Source organism: Acinetobacter sp. Marseille-Q1623 (assembly GCF_902809895.1).
In the GTDB taxonomy this organism is placed as follows: Bacteria; Pseudomonadota; Gammaproteobacteria; order Pseudomonadales; family Moraxellaceae; genus Acinetobacter; species Acinetobacter piscicola_A.
Map to the genome: position 1 here is coordinate 817,365 of NZ_CADDWG010000001.1, position 20,868 is coordinate 838,232.

At 35.8% G+C, this 20,868-nt stretch carries 23 protein-coding genes and 1 CRISPR repeat array (1 of these 24 cut by a window edge); of the genes, 11 read left to right on the forward strand and 12 right to left on the reverse strand.

Annotation, left to right across the window (positions count from 1 at the left end):
- Window positions 1-62: direct repeats of the CRISPR family, unit length 28 nt; it begins 326 nt to the left of the window's first position.
- A gap of 277 nt (window positions 63-339) precedes the next feature.
- Window positions 340-1,512, forward strand: a complete 1,173-nt coding sequence (locus tag HUV91_RS03785; RefSeq protein WP_174492570.1) for an MFS transporter — start codon at window positions 340-342, stop codon at window positions 1,510-1,512.
- Window positions 1,513-1,877: 365 nt separating this feature from the next.
- Here the strand turns inward: HUV91_RS03785 and HUV91_RS03790 are convergent, their stop codons facing one another.
- Window positions 1,878-3,293 (reverse strand): GGDEF domain-containing protein, encoded by a 1,416-nt coding sequence (locus HUV91_RS03790; protein WP_174493582.1) that lies wholly within the window; start codon window positions 3,291-3,293, stop codon window positions 1,878-1,880.
- 320 nt (window positions 3,294-3,613) lie between these two features.
- Between HUV91_RS03790 and HUV91_RS03795 the strand changes: the two genes are divergently transcribed.
- Window positions 3,614-4,099 carry a hypothetical protein gene (locus HUV91_RS03795; protein ID WP_174492571.1) on the forward strand — a complete coding sequence of 162 codons (486 nt, stop codon included), beginning with the start codon at window positions 3,614-3,616 and terminating at the stop codon, window positions 4,097-4,099.
- Between the two features lie 92 nt (window positions 4,100-4,191).
- On the opposite strand, the gene accC is transcribed toward HUV91_RS03795, so the two are convergent.
- The 3 genes from accC to aroQ are packed head-to-tail and all read right to left on the reverse strand — an operon-like array spanning window position 4,192 to window position 6,463.
- Entirely contained in the window at window positions 4,192-5,556 is a 1,365-nt protein-coding gene (accC, locus tag HUV91_RS03800) for an acetyl-CoA carboxylase biotin carboxylase subunit (RefSeq protein ID WP_130073437.1), read from the reverse strand.
- Between the two features lie 16 nt (window positions 5,557-5,572).
- A complete protein-coding gene (accB, locus tag HUV91_RS03805) occupies window positions 5,573-5,989 on the reverse strand; it encodes an acetyl-CoA carboxylase biotin carboxyl carrier protein (RefSeq protein WP_130073438.1) in 417 nt (138 codons plus the stop codon).
- 18 nt (window positions 5,990-6,007) lie between these two features.
- A complete protein-coding gene (aroQ, locus tag HUV91_RS03810; protein WP_130073439.1) occupies window positions 6,008-6,463 on the reverse strand; it encodes a type II 3-dehydroquinate dehydratase in 456 nt (151 codons plus the stop codon).
- Window positions 6,464-7,594: 1,131 nt separating this feature from the next.
- Here aroQ and HUV91_RS03815 point away from each other — a divergent pair.
- The 3 genes from HUV91_RS03815 (at window position 7,595) to HUV91_RS03825 (ending at window position 8,708) form a co-directional block, all read left to right on the forward strand.
- The gene (locus HUV91_RS03815; RefSeq protein WP_180046360.1) at window positions 7,595-7,786 is read left to right on the forward strand and encodes a hypothetical protein; all 192 of its coding nucleotides are present in this window, start codon (window positions 7,595-7,597) and stop codon (window positions 7,784-7,786) included.
- 135 nt (window positions 7,787-7,921) lie between these two features.
- Window positions 7,922-8,260, forward strand: a complete 339-nt coding sequence (locus HUV91_RS03820) for a hypothetical protein (protein WP_130073441.1) — start codon at window positions 7,922-7,924, stop codon at window positions 8,258-8,260.
- A gap of 61 nt (window positions 8,261-8,321) precedes the next feature.
- Window positions 8,322-8,708: a hypothetical protein gene (locus HUV91_RS03825; RefSeq protein ID WP_228721829.1), complete on the forward strand. Its 387-nt coding sequence runs from the start codon at window positions 8,322-8,324 to the stop codon at window positions 8,706-8,708.
- A gap of 175 nt (window positions 8,709-8,883) precedes the next feature.
- Here HUV91_RS03825 and HUV91_RS03830 read toward each other — a convergent pair whose 3' ends face one another.
- From HUV91_RS03830 to HUV91_RS03855, 6 genes are all read right to left on the reverse strand, one after another.
- A complete protein-coding gene (locus HUV91_RS03830) occupies window positions 8,884-9,075 on the reverse strand; it encodes a ribbon-helix-helix protein, CopG family (protein ID WP_174492574.1) in 192 nt (63 codons plus the stop codon).
- Window positions 9,076-9,499: 424 nt separating this feature from the next.
- On the reverse strand, window positions 9,500-10,036 hold the full coding sequence (locus tag HUV91_RS03835) for a DUF2058 domain-containing protein (RefSeq protein ID WP_174492575.1): 537 nt from the start codon (window positions 10,034-10,036) through the stop codon (window positions 9,500-9,502).
- A gap of 15 nt (window positions 10,037-10,051) precedes the next feature.
- The gene (locus tag HUV91_RS03840; protein ID WP_174492576.1) at window positions 10,052-10,726 is read right to left on the reverse strand and encodes a YoaK family protein; all 675 of its coding nucleotides are present in this window, start codon (window positions 10,724-10,726) and stop codon (window positions 10,052-10,054) included.
- A gap of 46 nt (window positions 10,727-10,772) precedes the next feature.
- Complete coding sequence (gene sstT, locus HUV91_RS03845; protein ID WP_174492577.1) at window positions 10,773-11,969, reverse strand: serine/threonine transporter SstT; 1,197 nt, start codon at window positions 11,967-11,969, stop codon at window positions 10,773-10,775.
- A 176-nt stretch (window positions 11,970-12,145) separates the two neighbouring features.
- Entirely contained in the window at window positions 12,146-13,879 is a 1,734-nt protein-coding gene (locus HUV91_RS03850; RefSeq protein ID WP_174492578.1) for a SulP family inorganic anion transporter, read from the reverse strand.
- A gap of 141 nt (window positions 13,880-14,020) precedes the next feature.
- Complete coding sequence (locus HUV91_RS03855) at window positions 14,021-14,329, reverse strand: ArsR/SmtB family transcription factor (RefSeq protein WP_130073449.1); 309 nt, start codon at window positions 14,327-14,329, stop codon at window positions 14,021-14,023.
- Window positions 14,330-14,856: 527 nt separating this feature from the next.
- On the opposite strand from HUV91_RS03855, the gene HUV91_RS03860 reads away from it, so the two are divergent.
- Genes HUV91_RS03860 through HUV91_RS03880 form a run of 5 tightly spaced genes read left to right on the forward strand, consistent with a single transcriptional unit; the run spans window position 14,857 to window position 18,492 of the window.
- Window positions 14,857-15,486: a 2'-5' RNA ligase family protein gene (locus HUV91_RS03860; RefSeq protein WP_174492579.1), complete on the forward strand. Its 630-nt coding sequence runs from the start codon at window positions 14,857-14,859 to the stop codon at window positions 15,484-15,486.
- Complete coding sequence (cobU, locus tag HUV91_RS03865; protein ID WP_174492580.1) at window positions 15,483-16,028, forward strand: bifunctional adenosylcobinamide kinase/adenosylcobinamide-phosphate guanylyltransferase; 546 nt, start codon at window positions 15,483-15,485, stop codon at window positions 16,026-16,028. Before HUV91_RS03860 ends, cobU begins: the two co-directional genes overlap by 4 nt.
- Window positions 16,025-17,077 carry a nicotinate-nucleotide--dimethylbenzimidazole phosphoribosyltransferase gene (cobT, locus tag HUV91_RS03870; protein WP_174492581.1) on the forward strand — a complete coding sequence of 351 codons (1,053 nt, stop codon included), beginning with the start codon at window positions 16,025-16,027 and terminating at the stop codon, window positions 17,075-17,077. The genes cobU and cobT overlap by 4 nt, the downstream gene beginning before the upstream one ends.
- 46 nt (window positions 17,078-17,123) lie before the next feature.
- Entirely contained in the window at window positions 17,124-17,750 is a 627-nt protein-coding gene (locus HUV91_RS03875; protein ID WP_130073627.1) for a histidine phosphatase family protein, read from the forward strand.
- Window position 17,751: 1 nt separating this feature from the next.
- Complete coding sequence (locus HUV91_RS03880; protein ID WP_174492582.1) at window positions 17,752-18,492, forward strand: adenosylcobinamide-GDP ribazoletransferase; 741 nt, start codon at window positions 17,752-17,754, stop codon at window positions 18,490-18,492.
- A gap of 174 nt (window positions 18,493-18,666) precedes the next feature.
- On the opposite strand, the gene HUV91_RS03885 is transcribed toward HUV91_RS03880, so the two are convergent.
- Entirely contained in the window at window positions 18,667-19,362 is a 696-nt protein-coding gene (locus tag HUV91_RS03885; RefSeq protein ID WP_174492583.1) for an LrgB family protein, read from the reverse strand.
- Window positions 19,353-19,829, reverse strand: coding sequence for a CidA/LrgA family protein (locus HUV91_RS03890; protein ID WP_174492584.1), 477 nt, complete (start codon window positions 19,827-19,829; stop codon window positions 19,353-19,355). Before HUV91_RS03890 ends, HUV91_RS03885 begins: the two co-directional genes overlap by 10 nt.
- A gap of 99 nt (window positions 19,830-19,928) precedes the next feature.
- On the opposite strand from HUV91_RS03890, the gene HUV91_RS03895 reads away from it, so the two are divergent.
- Window positions 19,929-20,828 (forward strand): LysR family transcriptional regulator, encoded by a 900-nt coding sequence (locus HUV91_RS03895; RefSeq protein ID WP_130073456.1) that lies wholly within the window; start codon window positions 19,929-19,931, stop codon window positions 20,826-20,828.
- Window positions 20,829-20,868 lie beyond the last annotated feature (40 nt).

Genomic DNA, 20,868 nt, shown 5'->3' on the forward strand with positions numbered 1-20,868 from the left:
AATCCATGAGATTAGTCATGTAAGCATCGGGGGCGTTCACTGCCGTATAGGTAGCTTAAAGTTTGCTTTATGGGCTTAAGTATTTTCTTCACTTGCACGGTGAGAGATTGTTTTAGATAGTAGATCATAATTTAGATTTGATTTTGAATAAAAGTAAATATTTTAACTATAATAAGGCTACTCTCCCAAAATGATTGTTTTTGTATGCGTATTTATCAGTCTGAAAAATAAATAATTTTATGATTTATAGATTGTTGAATTACATCCAATGCATTTAAGTGCATATGTATACAACTATTATTTTTATAATTAATTGTAAATACAAAGGTTTACAGCTGAATGCAACCAATGCCAATCCAACACAAACTTGGTGCTTTTTATTTTTTCTACTATTCGATTGTTGGTACATTCATGCCTTATTGGAGTTTATACCTACAAGATCAAGGCTTTGATTTTAATGAAATAGGAATTTTGTCTTCCATCGCTATTATTACCCGATTTTTTGCACCTTTTATTTGGGGATGGATTGCAGATAAATCAGGTAAACGTATGCTTTTAGTCCGTATTGCAACATGGATGGAAGCTGTCATTTGGTTACTGATTTTTATTATTCCCAATAATTTTCAATCAATAGCTTTACTCATGCTGATTTTTAGCTTTTTTCAAAATGCGATTTTGGCACAATTTGAAGGTGTTACCTTATTTTGGTTAGGTGAAAAAAGAGCAGAATTGTACGGTAAAGTGCGTAAATGGGGATCGGTTGGTTTTATTGTTGGGGTTTTTAGTATTGGTCTGTTATTGGAAATTGTTCCAATTTCAATGTTGCCAATTATGTTGTTATGCATTGCATTTACGGCATTTCTTTGGTCTTTTACCATTAAAGAACCGCGTCATGCACCTCAATCACAAACACAGCTTGAGCCTTTATTGCCGATCTTAAAACGACCTGTTGTGGCTGCATTTTTTAGTATCGAATTCATTATGCTGTTCGCACAAGCGCCATTTTATAGTTTTTATAGCAATTTTTTAAAACAGTCAGGTTTCAGCACGACAGAAATTGGATTGTTATGGTCAGTTGGTGTGATTGCTGAAATTATCATGTTCGCTTATTCGGCATTGTTTCTTAATAAATTTTCGTGGCGTTTTTTGATCAGTCTATGTTTGATCATGACTGGATTGCGTTTTATTGTGGTGGGATTATTCCCTGAATTATTTGTTGCACAGTTTATTGCACAGACTTTTCATGCTTTTAGTTTTGGTCTTTTTCATGTGATTGCGATGCGTATTATTTTCCAAAATTTTAGTTTGGGGCAGCAAGGGCGAGGGCAGGCATTATATAGCACGATGTGGGGTTTAGGGGTAGCAAGTGGCAGTGTGTTGGCGGGACATTTTTGGCAGCAATGGTCAGGTCAGTGGGTGTTTATAATCGCAGGTTGTACAACCATTTTAGGATTTTTATTTCTACAAGCTTTACCCAAAGTGGTTGAACACAAGGCGGAGCATTCATCATAATTTACTCTTTTATCTAAACATAAATAGCGCTATCTATAATTTTTTTTAATCAATCAATCAATCTATTGATGCATATACTCAATCAAAAAAATGACAATATCTTGCTCTTTGTGATGTAGATTTTTTAGTAAAATGGGGTACTTATAAAGATTTTCTAGAAGAATTTTTGCACATTGTATTGTTATTATGTATACAATGTAATGACAATGAGCTTGCATTTATGTGTGATACATTGATAGTTCTGCTAATCACTGTATAGGATCACGTGATTAATGTGTATATGTTTTATAAGCGAATTCTAAATCATCATATTGAATATATTAAGAAAATATTATCTTAATCTTTAAATATATTATGCTAATGAATCAAAACTGTGCGTGTAAGCGATCGGTTGGTTTTTGCAATGCATTCTCTAAACAGAGTTGATTACGACCTTTTTCCTTAGCTTGATAAAGTGCTTCATCCGCACGCTTAATCAGTTGTTGAAAAGGAACACAATAAGGGAGAGTTTGATAGCTTAATCCAATGCTTACACTGATATTTAGACATTCACCTGTTTCCAAATAAATCGGTGTTGCAAAAACTTTATTGCAAATTCTTTGCGCCATTTGAATACTCTGTTGTAAAGTCATATCCTTGAGTAGAATCGCAAACTCCTCTCCACCTAGACGACCAAATAAATCATCGCTGCGAATTTGTTCGCGTACTTGACGACTGAACTCTTGTAATACTAGGTCTCCCGTATGGTGTCCATAAGTGTCATTAATTTTTTTGAAATGGTCTAGATCCAATAATAAAATCGTTACAGTCTGCGCCTGTTTTTTTTGTGGGGTTGTTGTAACGGTACGTTCACTTTCTTCATAAAAGAAACGACGGTTCATGGTGGTGGTGAGTCCATCATGGTTGGCAAGGTATAAAATTTGATGATAGAGTTTCTGTCGATTTAGACTGATGATTGTGAGGGTGAGTGGCCCCAGTGCGAGCATCATTAACCCAATACGTACTGAAATTGTGGTCGCAAGATAAGCATTTGGAGACTGTGCAATATAGTATTCTGTTAAAGAATTATAGAGCATCATACAGACAATGCAGTTAATGATCGCAATAAAGAATAAATTATACGTTAATGCAGCCCAAATTAAAGCTGCAATGGGAAACATAATGGCACCGGGACCGACAAAAAAGTGGGTCAAAATTACTGAACCAATAATTGCAAGTAAAGGCATCATTGTGTTGATTTGGATAGGGGCTAGCTGTTGTTTATGCCAATAATTTTTAAAAGTTTGAATATCAGGAATGGCGAGTAAAATAGGTAAAAATGCAATCACATTAATGATTTCACCTGTCCACCACATACCAAAATCTGTCCATACGCGCTCAGGCTTCATAAATGTGTTGGGTACATGAGGAATGGTCAGTGCAGCGAAACTAGCGGCCGCTAAACAGCCGCCAAAGGCAGAGATAAGAAAAAGAAAAAGGAAAGTTAAACCTTTATTGTATTGTTTAAAATCAAGTTTGAAAAAATGTAATAGAGTCAAAGTACATACTGCATGAAGCATATTAGAAATGGTGAGAAAAACAGTAAGGACGAAATAATTGCCTGTCATGAGATCTGCAAGCATAAAGCCACAAAAAGCTCCTAACCATCCACCGATATTGCGTAACGTTGGAAAACGCAAAAACAGCCCTAGTAATACAGCGTTTGCTGGCCAAAAAATCGCGAGGAAAAATAATGGTCGTCCTAAAATTCCAATGAGTGCACAGACGAAAATAATTCCCATGACAATTGCAAAGGCACGGAAGTTGTTAGATAGAAATTGTGCTGATTGATGAATAAATATAGACAATTCAAGATCCTATATATTGCTAAATGTTGCAAAGCACTTTGTTTTTATGACCTCATTTACATGTATTAAAGTATTTCACATAAATGGCTATTTTTATATATGAATTGGATATTTTGTTGAGTGAAAAAGTATATTTTTTATCAATAGAAAATTTTGTCAAAAAAGAAAAATTGTTCATATATGGTTATTTTTACATGCATTATTAATTAAATATGTTAGTTTAAATAGGAACACACTGTAATATACATTTAAGTATGAAAAAAACATTATTATGCATTTCTTTGTTGTTAAGCGCATCACCTTTAAGCTTTGCTGAAACGACAGCGAAAGCAGCACCAGTGGGAGCTGAAAAAAGTACTTTGGCTGAGAATACGATTCGTATTTCCACACGTCCAGAAATTTTAGGTTTATGGGGGATGAAGATTCCAAATAATAAAAAATGTGTTGAATATTATAATTTCCGTGGTGGAAATGAAGTCGTTGTTAATAGTGGGAAAGAATGGTCAGCGGGGCTCTATGACTATCAAGCTTCTCCTGATAATACTCAGGAAAAATTACCTGCATTGATCATGCAAATTAAGTATGAGAATAATGAAGTGGATTGCTCAGGGCGACAGGAAAATCAAGCAGGTGAAGTTTCGCAGTATTTTGTACGTTGGCAAAATAGTAATACGATTAATTTTTGTGCTTCAGAAAAAGCAGATCAGTGCTTTGCGACATTGAATCGTGTTTTGCCTTAGAAATGAAGATCGAAACTAAAATTGAACAAGTACAATTGATAATAAAAAAACCTCTGATTTTACAGAGGTTTTTTATTGCTTAAATACTGCTATCAAGCATCATTTTCATGACCTTGAACTTGCTTAAGCAAGTGTTTTTCAAGGTAATGAATATCCATAGCTTGTTGACAGAATTTTTTATCTTCTAGAATCAAATCTTTATGCAATGGAATATTGGTTTTGATGCCTGTCAAAATCATCTCATCTAAAGCTTGTTTCATACGTGCAATCGCAGTATCACGATCTTTACCATATGAAATAAGTTTAGCAATCATTGAGTCATAATAAGGTGGAATACTATAACCTTGATAAATATGAGAATCTAAACGAATCCCTGCACCACCTGGCGCATAAAAACTTTCAATTTTACCTGGTGATGGTAAGAAAGTTGAAGGATCTTCTGCATTGATACGACATTCAATAGCATGACCTTTGATTTGAATATCTTCTTGTTGAAGGTTTAGCCCAAGCCCCGCAGCAATACGGAGTTGTTGTTCAATAATATCGATGCCTGTCACTTGTTCAGAAACAGGATGCTCAACTTGAACACGCGTATTCATTTCAATAAAGAAGAATTCACCGTCTTCAAATAAGAATTCAAAAGTACCAGCACCACGGTATTGCATGAGTTTACACGCATTTACACAGGCTTCTAAAATGTGTGCGCGAGCTTCCTCAGGCAAGCCTGGAGCAGGTGCTTCTTCAAGTACTTTTTGGTGACGACGTTGTAAAGAGCAGTCACGGTCATAAAGGTGTACAGCATGACCATTACCGTCTGCTAAGACCTGTACTTCGACATGACGTGGTTTTTGTAGGAAACGTTCCATATAAACCGTATCATCACCGAACCACATTTCTGCATCACGTTGAGCAGCTTGTACAGATTCAAGAAGTGTGTCGACACGTTCTACAATACGCATACCACGACCACCACCACCTGAGGCAGCTTTGACGATCAATGGAAAGCCAATTTCTTTGGCTTCAGCTAAAGCATTGGTTGGTGTGACAGCATGAGCAGAACCTGGTACAGTTGGAACACCTGCTTTACGCATTGCCATAATCGCTGAAACTTTATTCCCCATGAGGCGAATATGTTCAGGACGTGGACCAATGAAAATAAAACCTGAACTTTCTACAATTTCAGCAAATTCAGCATTTTCAGATAAGAAACCATAACCCGGATGGATGGCATCTGCGCCTGTGATTTCTGCTGCTGTAATAATCGCGGGAATATTTAAGTAGCTTTCACTGCTTGCGCCTGGACCAATACATACCGCTTCATCAACAAAGCGTAAATGCATTAAATCTTTGTCAGCATCAGAATAAATACCAACAGTTTTGATCCCTAAAGTTTTGCAAGCACGCGTGATGCGAAGCGCAATTTCACCTCGGTTTGCAATTAAAACTTTTTGCAACATATCAACCCCCTAGCGATTACGCGCGGTAGCGGAATAAAGGTTGACCGAATTGGATTACATCACCATTTTTAACTAAAATTTCTTCAATCACGCCGCTTTGTGTTGCTTCGATTGGGTTCATGATTTTCATTGCTTCGATGATCCCTAAAGTTTCACCTGCAGAAATCGTTTGACCAACATTGACAAATGGAGGCTCTCCTGGATTCGGTGCCGCATAAAATACACCCACCATAGGAGAAGTTTCTACAGCACCACGTGCAGCAGCTTTAACAACTGGTGCTTCAATAGCAGGAGCTGAAACAGGAGCAACGCCAGCAACAACAGGATTACGACGCGTCAATGCAATCGATTGATCTCCTTCTTTAACCTCAATTGCCTGAAGGTCGGATTCGATCATCAAATCGATGAGCTTTTTGATTTTGCGAATATCCATGGATTCGTATTCCTAATGTTATGAATGAGTTGAAGGTTGAATTTTTTCGATCGCATAGTTCAATGCAAAAGAATAACCTTTTGCACCAAGACCACAGATCACGCCAACGGCTTTATCAGATAAATAGGAGTGATGTCGAAATGATTCTCGTGCATGAACATTCGACAAATGAACTTCAATAAAGGGTAAGGCAACGCCAAGTAGGGCATCACGTAGAGCAACTGAGGTATGCGTAAGCGCAGCAGGATTAATAATGATGAATTGCACACCATCTTGTTGTGCTTGATGAATACGATCAACGATTGCGCCTTCCCAATTACTTTGGAAAGTTTCTAACTGAATATGGGACTGCTGGGCTTGTGCAGTGAGTTGCTGATTAATATCTTCTAAAGTAAGGTGACCATAGACTTCTGGTTCGCGCTTTCCTAGCAAGTTTAAGTTTGGTCCGTGAATGACCAAAATGGTCGAACTCATTGAGCCTGCTCCAATTCAAAAGTTGCAAAAAATCTTTGCAAGATCGCTACAAAGTTTGCGTATTATGGCATAATTTTCTACATGTATTTTATAATTTCTTTTAATTGGTGTAGAAATCAGATACCGACTATGCGCTATATATTGAGAACTTTGCGACTAAATAACAATGTTAAAATATGACAAATTTTTTATTTTTTATTTTTGAATGAGTTTAAACCGAATTGACCAAAACTGTTGATGTGATTTATGTAACTATAGCCCAAAGAAGTGTGCTTTTGTAGTTTTCTAGATGGTTTCTAATCTTCTAAAATTTAATAGGTCTAAACTTCTGATGTGTTTTTATCAATACCAAATTGTTATTTATAGAGATGATATTCAACTATGAACTTTAAAAATAGAGTTGATCATCATTTTGTATACATCACAGTTTGTTCTATAAATTTGAGTTGATTGATTTTTTATTTATCTAAATATTTAATTTTTATTTGTTTTATGAGAGGTTTAGATAAGGTTTTATAGAATATCTTGTTCAGTGAATTTTAATGGATTGAAAAATACTGAGATTCTTAAGATAAAGTGATTTATTAAGAAATTTGCTCTGATTTTTTTGATTGTCAGAAAACAATAAAAGCCAGCATGGTGGCACCTAAATAGCTGAAAAAGCGGAGTGATTTACTTATTTTTCTACAACTTGGTTATTCATTGTATTGTCTGTAAATTCGGCATGAGATTGACCGAATTGCTCAATCTGTGTATGACAAATGAACAGTCAATCAGACCAAGAAAAATTATAGGATTGGCAAAACTTCCATATCATGCAGGGTTACATTTCTTTCTATGATAAAAATGTTGAGCAAGATAAAAATTAAGCCTATTTTTTGTACTTTATTTGCTGAATAAAATGTCAATCAAATAAAATGATGTAAAGAAATAATAACATTTGGCTAGATTGGGTAACCAAAGTAATTATGTCATTTAAAAGTCATCAATATTTGAAGGGCTTATATTTTAAGCTTTACATTGTTTAAAAATGACACATCTATTGGCTTGTTCAAAGAGAAAAAAGTTTTAAAGTAGATTTTGTCGTTGTTCATACGGCATTCCCCTAAATTGCAAAGGAAGATGATGAAAATGGCTAATCAACAAAATCAATCGAACCAACAAAATGATCAACAGCAACAACAATCTAATCAACCGAATCAACAAAATCGTCAACAGCAACAACAATCTAATCAACCGAACCAACAAAATCGTCAACAGCAACAACAATCTAATCAACCAAACCAACAAAATGATCAACAGAAACATAATCAACAGCAATAACTGTTCAATATCGTCCTTAAATGATGCAAAGCCCCGAATGTTCGGGGTTTTGCTATTTTTATTTCATCAAGTTGCATTGTGCATTGAGCATGAAATGCTTAAAATTTGAAATCTAATAGATTGATGTAAAATATTATGTTGCAAGATTTTATTGAAGAACAAAAATTGGTATGTGAAGAATTTGATTCTCGTTATATCAAAGTAAATGAAACAGATGTGATTGCGATTGCCAAACATACCTTAAACCAAGAACCGATTGTAGGTTTACGTAAAGCACCTGATGAGAATCAAGTTGCATGGTTTATTTATGGTGGAGAGTTAGCTGCTGAGCAAGATGACTTTGAATTGGTGACTGTGAAAGAGCTAGAAGATATTTTTCCAGATGCAATTCCATATTTAGCATTGGAGCAGGGGTTTCGCTTCATGATCGATGCGGATGACTATGAAGATGTTTGGAAAGCTGATGCATTTTAATCGAATAAAAAACAAATATTTATCAATTATTTTGACACAAATCTTTTGTATTTGTGGAATATTGTTTACCAGTTCACTCGCTGCACAAGACGTGCAAACTTTAGCGAATCAGTCATTAACACAGCAACAGTATAATCAACTGATAACGCATTTTACCAATCAAGTGAATGCAACCAAAAAGATATTGGATCAGTCTGAAAATGCAGATGCAACTGCACAAAGGCAGGCATTTTGTAGTCGTTTAGAGGCTTATCAGCACATTGCTGCGTTGTCAAAAGATAACCTTCAATTAGAAACAGCAAGTGTGATGTTAATGGTTGCTAATCAATTTTTAGATCGACAAAAGCAATCTTTAATTGATTCAGGAATGACAGAACAGGTATTTTGTGCAGCAAAGCCATCTAAATTGTCAGAAAATGATATAAAAATGGCTGAAAATGATAAATAATTCAAAGTAAATTTTAGTGATAATATCTTTTGTTAAAACAAAGCCATAAAGATTTTCCCTGGTCTTATTGTGTCATGTTTTACACATCAACGTCCAAGTTGATGAATTAAACCCGCCTTAAAAAGCGGGTTTTTCTATTTTGGCTTATAAAAGGCATTATGTAAAAAAAGCCCGATTAATTAGGCTTTTTTACATGTGCTACATAGCATTTTAATGCTTCAGCAATGATTTGACCTTGTGATATATTTAGCTCGCTGGATAGGTCTTTAATTTGCTGAACTGTTGATGTGTGTAATTTATATGATTTACTTACAAAACCTCTATTTGCATCACTATCTGCGTTAATTTGGATTCTTGATTTAGCCATTATATTGACCTCAATTTATTATTTGTGGTGGATTAGGATGTGCGATCTATTTTGTAACCCTTTGTGCCTATACATTGTTTGATTGACCAGAAAGAGAATGACGCTAACAATGAGTTGGGTAAAAAGTTTCATCACGTTTATTCAAGTTTGTAATATTTAACAGCTACTTATCATTAAAACAATACCAATTTTAAAAAAATCTTAAAACAAAGGCATCCTAGTCATTTACAAGCCAAACATGAGTGCGTAATTAAGTACGACCTAAATTGAACGATAATAATCTCTGCGATGGATATACTCGAAAAAGTACACCCACCATATATGCGGTGGGTGTGCTGATTATTAACAATACAGAGCAAGGTACTATATTGAGAAATTTATTTCGCAAGCGTCAATTTGCATAAAAATTGTATTCATCTGGCTATTACCACATCAAATCATCAGGAATGACATAAGCTGCGTATGGGTCTTCTTCATCAGTAGTTTGTTGATTATTTTCGGCGTTATTGACAATAATAAATCCTGTCATTTTTTCATTAATACGGTCTGCTAAAGCTTTGGGTAACAATGCATAGCTATTATTTTCTTTGGCAATCACTAAGCTACCCGATACAAGAGCATTATAAACTTGTTGATGAATATAGACTTTTTTGATTTTGCCATCATCAATAAATTGATAACTGATATCACCATCAGTGTCTTTAATTTTGTGTTGTGCAATCATTTGAATAATCGCAGCAACGAGGGCTTTTTCATCTAAAATACGTTGTTTTTCTTGGTTGAGAGCTTGATCTTTTGCAAGTTTTTCTTGCTTATCTTGCTCAATTTTGGCTTTTATTTCAGCGTCATTGTTTTGACCCGTACGCTGTTCATGTTGTGCTTGTTTCGACAACTTTTTTGCCTTTTTATTATCGACTAAGCCCGCTTTTAATAATTGAGCTGCTAAAGCATTTTTAACCATGTGAACAACCTACCATCACTTTGTAAGATAATGAATACGAAAATAAATAACCCAATAAATGCAACTTAAACTAAAACTGAGTAGTGCTGGCATTAGAAAGGTGTTTAATTTTAAATAAGGATAGACTCCTGTGGCAATTACTCCACCGAAGATAAATCCAAATAAAATCAGTAAATGTAAAATAATGCGCTTTTTTTCAACATAAAGCCCACGAAATAAATAGCCTAAGGCAAGCCCTAGGTCAGTTAAAACGCCAGAAAGATGCGTAGTCCGAATAATCGCACCCTGATAATGGCTCACCATAGCATTTTGGATCCCCATTGCAGCACATGCCCAAAGCAGTCCATAGCGTGGATAATCCTTAATAAAATACCAACTGAGCACAATAAATAATGAAACTAAGCTTAATGGTAATCCATAACGTCGCCCCATTTGAAAGTGACTATTACCTAAAATAAAACCACTATAGCTTGAGCCCAATACATAGCTCAGAATCACTAAAATAAGGAAAATGATATTAGGCACATCACCATGTATGATGCTGATTGCCAACATACTGGCATTGCCTGTCATATGCGAAACAGATTGATGCAGTAAAGTGATTAATCCAATCACATTGATCATGCCCGCATTTAATGCAAGCATGAAAGCACCAAGTTGAATCCAAAGAGGGAGCTGTTGAAAAGGCATTAAACTAACTGAATCAAATCTTGATTTGATTCAGTATAGAATGAGATTATTTTTTAGCAAGGTCTACAGCAGCAGTAAATAATACATCGGTCGAAGAGTTTAGCGCGGTTTCAGTTGAATCTTGTAACACGCTAATCACCATACCGATAGCAACCACTTGCATAGCGATTTCACTCGGAATACCAAATAAGCCACATGCCACAGGAATGAGTAATAAAGATCCCCCTGCAACGCCTGATGCACCACATGCAGTCACTACCGCAACTACGGATAAAATCACCATAGTCACCAGATCAACATGAATACCTAAAGTATTTACAGCTGCTAAGGTTAAAACAGTAATGGTCACTGCTGCACCTGCCATGTTAATAGTTGCACCCAAAGGAATGGCAACACTTGCAGTCGCTTCATTTACACCTAAACGTTTTGCAAGGTCTAAATTTACAGGGATATTTGCTGCAGAACTACGTGTGAAAAATGCGGTAATCCCACTTTCTTTTAGACATTTAAAGACCAAAGGATAAGGATTACGGCGCATTACAATTGCAACCAATAATGGGTTAATAACCAATGCGACAAAGAACATGGTTGCCACAAGCACTGCAATTAAATGCGCATAATTTTCTAAGGTTTCTAAACCAGCTTGTGCAAACGTTGCGACGACCAAACCAAAAATACCAATCGGTGCAAGGTTAATCACGATACGAATGATCGAATTAATTGCATCAGCAACATCAGTAATGACTTGTTTTGTTGTATCAGAACCATGACGTAATGCAGCACCCAAACCAACTGCCCAAGCAAGGATTCCAATGAAGTTTGCTTCAGAAAGTGCAGTGACTGGGTTGGTAATAAAGCTTAACAATAAATTTTTCAAGACTTCAGCTACGCTACCAGGTGGTTGTAATGCAATATCACTAGCACTTGTAAAAACCAAGGTACTTGGAAACACGATACTCGCAAAAACAGAGCTGAATGCTGCTAATAGCATGCCCACAGCGTAAAGCATCAAAATAGGTTTTAATTGACGGTTACTTTGTCCTACTTTGAAATTAGCGATGGACGACATCACTAAAACAAAGACTAAAATCGGGGCAACTGACTTTAATGCCTTAATGAAAATATCACCTAAAATACTGACGTATCCAGCAGAATTAGGGAAAAGATATGCAACTATAAAACCAAGTATGATGGCAATAAGAATACGTGTGACTAAACTTAAACGTGCTAGGGCAGCGAACATATTAAAACCTGAGTTGCCTTAAACTGGACTAAAATCAATAAACAAGCCGACTATTCTATACCTAAAAGTGCTTGTAGAATGAAACAATTTCACATAAAAAATAAGATACTAAAAAATATATAATTTTTTGAAAATGAGAAATTGTAGCAGTTTATTGATTCACCAATAAAGAAAAATTAAACTGAATTAAAGGTTTGTGCATCTAATTCATGCATTGCTTGATAATGCGTTAAATAAATATTACCACTGAGTTCGTCCAATAAATTTGATACCTTCAAGCGATCCATCACTGGGCCTTTAATTTCAGATAGATGCAATTTAATTTCGAGTTTAGCAAGTTCAGCATTAATATCCTCGAGGGCTTCTAAAGCGCTGATGTCAATATTACTGATACTTGAGCAATTGATTACAACATGATGTAAATGCTGATTTTTACTGACTTCGGCAATAATAAATTCTTTTAACGTATTGGCATTTAAAAATGTTAAATTTTCATCAATACGAATCGAAATAATATTGGCACTGGTCACAACTTCATGTCGTGAAATATTACGAAAATGTTGTGTTCCTTCAACCAAACCAATTACAGCAATATGTGGACGACTGATTCGCCAAAGCAATAATATAAAGGTTGAAACAATACCAATAATTAAACCTGTTGAAATGTCAATACACAGTACGCCAAAAAAAGTTACCCACATTGCAATACCATCGGCTTTAGAGTAACGCCAAGCTTCAATAAAAGGCTTAAATTCAACCAATTTCCAAATTGAAACAATAATGGTTGCGGCAAGCACAGCCAAAGGTAAGGCTTTGAAAACACCTGTGAAATACAAACTAACGATAACAATCAATAGAGAGGAAAAAACTCCTGCCATCGGCGTTTTAGCGCCTGCATCAGCATTCACTACTGTACGTGACAAACTACCTGTTACAGGAAAAGATGAACTAAAACCAGCGCTTAGGTTTGCTAAACCTAAAGCGACCAATTCTTGGTTACTGTTGAGTTCACTTCTTTTTTGAAATGCGGTCGCTTGAGCGATCGAAATAGATTCAACAAAACTGACCATCGTAATCATCGCGGCACCCGGTAATAGTTGCATCACCAAATCCCAAGACCAAAATGGCATTGAGAGTGGGGGAATACCCGAAGGAATTTCCCCTACAGTTTTGATACCAAACTGATCAAGGTTTAAAAGCTGTACCAGTGCAATCGAAAAAAATACCAGTAATAATGGCAATGATTTATTGATAAAAATAATGCTATTTTTATTTAATTTTGCTAAAGAAAAACCAATGATTTTAGGGGCGTAAATTAAGAGTAAAATGGCAAAGCCACCAAATATTAAACTCGGAAAATGAATCAATGAAATATATTCGGCAGCAGAAATTACAAATTCAACGACATTGCCCGATTGTAAAGGTAAATTGACTAAAAATTTAAGTTGACTTAGTGCAATCAAAACAGCAGAGGCAATAATAAAACTTTTGATGACAGGATGACTAATTAGTCGAATTAAAAAACCGAAACGCAAGATTCCCAATAAAGTCGATAAAACTCCGACCAAGACTGCCAATAAACACGCTGCTTGAATATAAACAGGTGAACCTACTTCATACAAGGGTTGTAAGGTCGCAAATGTCATCATTGAAATCAGTGCGACAGGACCAATCGACAATGTTGGACTACCACCGACAATAGCATACACAATCATCGGTAAGATACTGGCATACAAACCTGTGATCGGTGGTAAACCAGCTACCATGGCATATGCCATACCTTGCGGAACAAGCATTGCAATGACAATGAGTGCTGCAAGTAAATCTGCTTTAAAAAAAGGAGCATTATAATGTTGCAGCCAATGCCAAGCAGGGATGATAGCATTTAACTTAGATTGAGATTTAGGCATAAAAATCTATATCATATTTTTATATATATTATGCAGAAAAAATGCTAAGAATTATAGTCCCATTTTAAAATACAAATTTTGATCAACTTTAAATGCTTGATTTTCAATTTATTCAAAGTTGATCTGACTACAGATTAAAAATCACTGAGGACAATACAAGTCATAAAGTGTATTTAAAACAAGACTTAGCTTTGGATCTTTAATTGAATAATAAATTTGTTTACCATCACGTCGAGTGCTGACCATATCACTTTTACGCAACATCATCAGTTGTTGTGACAACGTTGGTTGGGTAATTTGAGTATGTTGCTCGATTTGCGAAACATTTAGTTCTTGTTGAACCAAATGACATAAAATCAATAAGCGATCGGTATTCGCTAAGGATTTTAAAATTGAAACCACATCGGTTGCAGATGCTCGCATTGCATCAATTTGAAAACTCTGACTCATAAAGATCAGAAACTCCTAATATTGCCTCATGTGCATAATCGAATACATGCATATCGTAAACGAATCGGGCTATTCTATTGCAAGCTCCATCCTAACACGAATACTTTCATATTTATTTCTGATTAATCTTAAGTTTTTTTTATAAGGCATATTATTTTTATGTAATTCAAATATAAATATATCTATATGATAATTTTATATAAGTTTCAATATATTAAGGTAATGTGACCATAATCTGATTGATCCATACTTTGCATTGGTACGTGTGGGTGCGAGGGTATTTATATGATGGATTATCGTGTAAATAGCCTAAGCATATTCGCACATGAAGATCGTCGCAAATTGTTATAAATTTAACATTGGTACGATGCAAAATTTAAAGCAAGCACAAAAAATGAAAGCCAAGCTTAGAATTTAACCTTCCGTGAAGATTATTCAGTTTTAAGTTGAAGATTACTCAAGGATGATGCGTAGTAATTATTTAAATTTATGTTCTAATAGCATTATTCATTTATGTAAAAATCATCGTGCTGCTACAACCTTTATCCTATGTTATTCCTACACTTTCCCATGACTATGCCGAATGGCATCAGGGCAGGGAAGATTATGCGTTGTGGTATATCGAAATTACAGAACCGACCTTATTAGAATATCTAAATAGCCTAAGAAAATATTTTTCAGCATTTTTATTTGAACCCAATATTCGGCAGTTTCATATTACCTTATTTGTTTGTGGATTTTTAACGGAAAAACAACCTATTTTAAATGACGATTTTTCAATTGCGCAATTTAAACAACAGGTTCAATACATCATTCAACAGCAATTTCAAAGTTTTAAAATATTAACAGGCAATCTGCAAAGTTTTGATAGTGCCTTATTTATTGAAATTTTTGATTTTGAAAATAGCCTAAGCAATATTAGAAATTTATTTTCAAAAACGCATCATGAAATAGCACCTTTACAATATCTACCACATATTACTTTAGGACTTTACAACCAAGCCTATCATTCCTCAGAGATCTTTCAAACAATTGAAAAGATTCATCAAAAGCATTTTGAAATTCACATCGAGCATTTAACATTTGGTTACTACAAAGCCAAAATGATCCAAGGGCAGTTATATGCCCATCAACAAATACATTTAGGTCAACTATGATTCGACTTATTTTAGGTGGTGCACGTTCAGGCAAAAGTCGTTTGGCAGAACAATTGGCTCAATCCTCTGCTTTGGACGTGACTTATATTGCAACAGCGCAGGCATGGGATGCAGAAATGCAATCACGAATTGAGCATCATCAAAATCAGCGACCAACGGATTGGACTGTGCTGGAAGAACCCATTTATTTGGCAGATTTATTAGAAAAAATAGATCAGCCCGAGCACGTGATTTTAGTGGATTGTTTAACGTTGTGGATGACCAATTTGTTGTTAAAGCAAGATGAAAATTCACAGGAATTTCAACATGCTGAATTACAGATGCAAGAATGTGAAAAGTTATTAAAAATATTACCCACTTTACAAGCACACATTATTTTAGTCAGTAATGAAACAGGGCTTGGTGTCGTGCCGATGGGTGAAGTGAGCCGTAAATTTGTAGATGAATCAGGTCGTTTACATCAACAACTCGGAAAAATTGCCGATCAAGTGATTTTTTGTGTCGCAGGTTTTCCAATGTATTTGAAAGGAGAGAAAGAATGAATTGGTGGTTAGATGCATGTAAAAGCCCAAATGTTGCAACGAAACAAGAGGCGGAACAACGTCAATTACAATTGACTAAACCCACAGGTTCACTTTCTACCTTAGAAAATATTGCTGTGCAATTGGCGAGTTTACAAGGTCAAGCTAAACCCAATGTGAATTTTCCTTGGATCTGTATTTTTGCAGGTGATCATGGGGTAATGGAAGAAAATATCTCTGCATATCCACAAGCCGTGACACGACAGATGTTACAAAATTTCGCTACAGGTGGTGCATGTATTAGCGTGATTGCAAAAGAATATAATGCAAAACTACAAGTCATTGATTGCGGCTCTGTAGGCGAAAGCTACGAATACCAAGGTGTTGAACGACATTGTATCGCTGAAGGTACTGCAAACTTTGCCAAAACAGTTGCGATGACTGAAGCACAATGCCACGCAGCGATGCAACTCGGGAAAGATAGTGTTGACCAAGCATTTGCACGAAATGCTTCAATTTATGTCGCAGGTGAAATGGGCATTGGAAATACTTGTTCGGCGTCTGCGGTTGCATGTTTTTTATTAAATGAATCGCCTGAGAAGTTAACAGGTGTCGGCACAGGTATTCGTGCAGAACAATTAGAACATAAGAAAAATATCATTCATCAAGCGCTTGAACTCCATAAAAAGGATGTGAATGGTGATGTGTTTAAGGCACTTTGTGCGGTGGGTGGCTTAGAAATCGCTGCGATGACAGGTGCTTATATTCGTTGTGCGCAAGTCGGTTTACCTGTGGTGGTCGATGGTTTTATTAGTAGTGTTTCGGCTTTAATCGCCGTGCGTTTAAACCCTGATGTACGTCAATGGATGTTATTTGGGCATCAATCGGCAGAATATGGGCATCAACGTTTATTGCAAGAACTCAATGCTGAACCTTTATTGAAATTAAATTTACGTTTAGGTGAAGGCAGCGGGGCCGGTGCATCTTTGGGAATTATTAAACTTGCCTGTAGTTTACATAATAATATGGCAACTTTTGCAGAAGCTGCCGTCATCGGTGAAAAAATTTAAGCTTCCGATTAAATTTAGGTTGAATTTGTAGGATGATGCAATGATCGTGGAGATTGATTTACTTCGGCATGGTGAAACCACATTGAGTCATACGCTCAGAGGTTCGACCGATGATGCCTTAACTGAACAGGGACAATTGCAAATGCAGACGACGGTTCAGGATTTTTTAGATCAATCTTCACACGGCGTTCCGTGGCAGGCAATTTATAGTTCACCATTACAGCGTTGTCAGTTATTTGCTGAGCAATTAAGTGCACAGTACGGCAAAAGCTTACGAATCGAACCGAATTTACAAGAGATGCATTTTGGAGATTGGGAAGCAAAATCAACACAATGGATTTATGAAAATTTTCCAAATGAATTGAGTTTATTTTGGCAAAGCCCAACGCAATATACACCGCCCAATGCAGAAACAATGCAGCAGTTTTATTTAAGAATTTGCACAGCATTGAAAAATATACAACATGCAATGCAGCAACAGCATTGGCAACGAGTTTTATTGGTCACACACGGTGGAGTCATTAAATTATTAAAATGTCTTGCGGCACAAAAAAACTTAGATGAAATTTTAACGTTGTCGGCTGAATTGGGCACATTGCATCGCTTTGAAATCGATATTGAACAAAACTCAATACTTTATTTATCAGATACTTTAAACAGTAAAGAACTTTAACATGACCCCTTTTTTAATTGCATTGCAGTTTTTAACAACCTTTCCTATTCAGTTAAAAGCGATGCCCAGCCCACAGCAAAATGGACAATCATTGTTGTTTTATCCCGTTGTGGGTTTATTAATTGGTGCTATTTTATGGGCGATAGCGATATTATTTCAAAGCTTACCAATCATTTTATTGGCTTCTATCGTGTTGTGTACATGGATTTGGTTAACAGGCGGATTGCATTTAGACGGTTTGGCGGATACTGCTGATGCGTGGGTCGGTGGTTTTGGTGATCAAGCACGTACTTTAGCCATTATGAAAGATCCAAATTGTGGCCCGATTGGCGTTTTAAGTTTAGTGATGATTTGTTTGTTGAAGTGGTCTGCAATTTATGTGTTACTTCAACAAAAAATGTTACTCGCTTTACTTATATTTCCAGTCCTTGGACGTATTGCACCTCTGATTTTATTTCTGACCACGCCTTATGTAAGAAAAAATGGTTTGGGTTCTGCATTGGCAGAATTTATTCCACAAAAAACGGCTGTTTTGCTTATTGTGGTGTGTTTAAGTTTTCCTTTGGTTTTTTCATGGCTTGGTCTTGTCAGCAGTCTTGTATTTCTATTCAGTTTGTATTATTTACGGCATAAATTTATACAACGTATTGCAGGGATTACGGGAGATACTGTCGGGGCAAGCATTGAAATTTTAGAAACAGCCACTTTGTTGTGTTTTGTGATTTTAAGTTTTTATTTTTAATCTTATAAATTTGTGTGAAACATAGAAGAACAACGTCCACAGCATTTTAAATCTTTATAGGATCTATCACATAGAGATTAGTAAACTTTTTATTGGACATTTTGATGCTTTGTATTTAATGAAATACCAAACATCAACCAAATAGTAGATGATTGGTCATTTCAATTTTCTCGGTCAACCTGCAAACACTAAAATCATTTGTACCAAATAAGGCCCTACAATGACCATGAAAATACCAGCAAGTACCATGGTCAAACTTGCAATCACACCTTCTTGTTGATGACGCATATAGGCTTTGCTTGTGCCAAAACCATGTGCTGCATTGCCTAAAGATGCACCCATGGCAAAGTGCGATTTTAAGTGAATCATTCTTAAAATCACATCACCAAAACACATTCCGACCAGTCCTGTAATAATGGTAAATAAAATCACCAATTCCACCGAGCCACCAATATGTTCCGCCAGTTCCATCGCAAAAGGCGTAGAGATTGAACGTGCCATTAAGCTATACGTGGTCATCTGATCAAAGCGAAATAATTTTGCCAAATAAAATGCACTGAGCATCCCTGCGAACATGCCAAAGATTACCCCCATTGAAATAGATAAAATATGTTGGTAGATCACTTTGCGATATTCATAAATAGGAATCGCAAAAGCCACTGTGGCAGGTCCGAGCATCCATACGATCCATTGACTGTCCAGCATATAAGTTTCATATGTGGTATGAGAACACAGTAAAATCAGGATAATCATCACAGGCACAAGGATTGCAGGTGAAAAAACCAAGTAAGGTAATTTACGATACAGTTTTTTGGCTAAAATGTAGGCAAGTAATGTCCCAACAAAACAGACCATGGAAATTAAAGACATTTATGCTTCTCCTGATCATGCTGCCATTTGTTCTGATGTTCTAATCGCCGTTGCTTAATTTTATGCTCAAGTTTAAAACCAAAATGTACGCTATACGCTGTACAGACCATGACACAAATTGTTCCGATAAACACGGCGATCAGCAGTTGCCAACCTTCAGTCAAAAATAAATCTTTGTATTTCATCAGCCCGATGAAACAAGGAATAAAGAAGAGCACTAATTCTGCCAAAATCATGTCAGAACCTGTCTTAATCCAGTTTAATTTTAAAATACCGCTGAATAAACAGAGCAGTACAAGCATTAAACCAATAACAGCGGCTGAAATAGGGAGATTGAAAGTGTTTTTGATCACGCCACCCATTGCGAAGAAGACCAGTAGTAAAAGAATTTGTAAAAAGACTATGCCGATAAAACTGAACTTTGCAGAGAAATTCAGCTTAGAAAATAAATGATGTGAATGCGACATAATATGCGGCTTGTTGCGAACTGATGTCTTATTTTATTATGCACTTTTATGTTAAATTATGAATAATTAAATTAATATTATTCTTAAAAGGAATAATTTATGGATTTAAAAAGCTTAAAAATTTTTCGGACAGTTGTAGATGTACAAAGCTTTTCACTAGCAGCAGAGAAGTTATGTATGACCCAACCTACAATCAGTAAGGCAATCGCACATTTAGAATATGAATTACAGACTGCATTATTTAAAAAGGGTGAAGCAGGGCGTAAACGTGAGGTGTATTTAACCTATACAGGTGAATTAATTTATCAACATGCTGTCACAATTTTGCAAGAACAACAAAAAATTTATGACACGATTCAACATGTACATCATTTAAAAAAAGGCAAACTCACCATTGGCTTACCGCCTTTAGGTTCAGTCTTATTCAGTCCATTAATTGCATTATTTCATCAACAATATCCAGAGATTGAACTCAAATTTTTAGAAGTAGGTGCAAACGGCGTAGAGGAAGCGATTGCAGAAAAAACAGTTGATGTTGGGATTTTACTCGGAAATCTAAGACCAAACTTTTCAGCGATTCCTGTTTTGGACTCGCCTTTATGCTTATTGTCAGCGAAAAACGCTAAATGGAAAAATCGTAAAAATGTCGATCTAATTGAACTAAAAGAGGAATCTTTTTTACTCTATGCCGACTCTTTTACCTTAAATAATGTGATTATCGCAGCAGCACAAAGCGTTGGCTTTGAACCACATGTGGTATGTAAAAGTGGACAATGGGACTTTATTTCAAAAATGGTTGAGTTTGATATGGGTATTGCACTTTTACCTCAAATCTATTGTGATCAGTTAGATCAAACACATTATCAAACCGTGCTTTTGACACAGCCAAATTTAAATTGGACACTCAGTATGGCATGGAATACCTCTGTCACCATGAGCCCAGCAACACGTGCGTGGTTAAATATTGTCGATCAGCATCGTGATAAAATTCATTTTTAAAATTTTTAAATTTCAAATTATTGAGAAACTGCAAAATTAA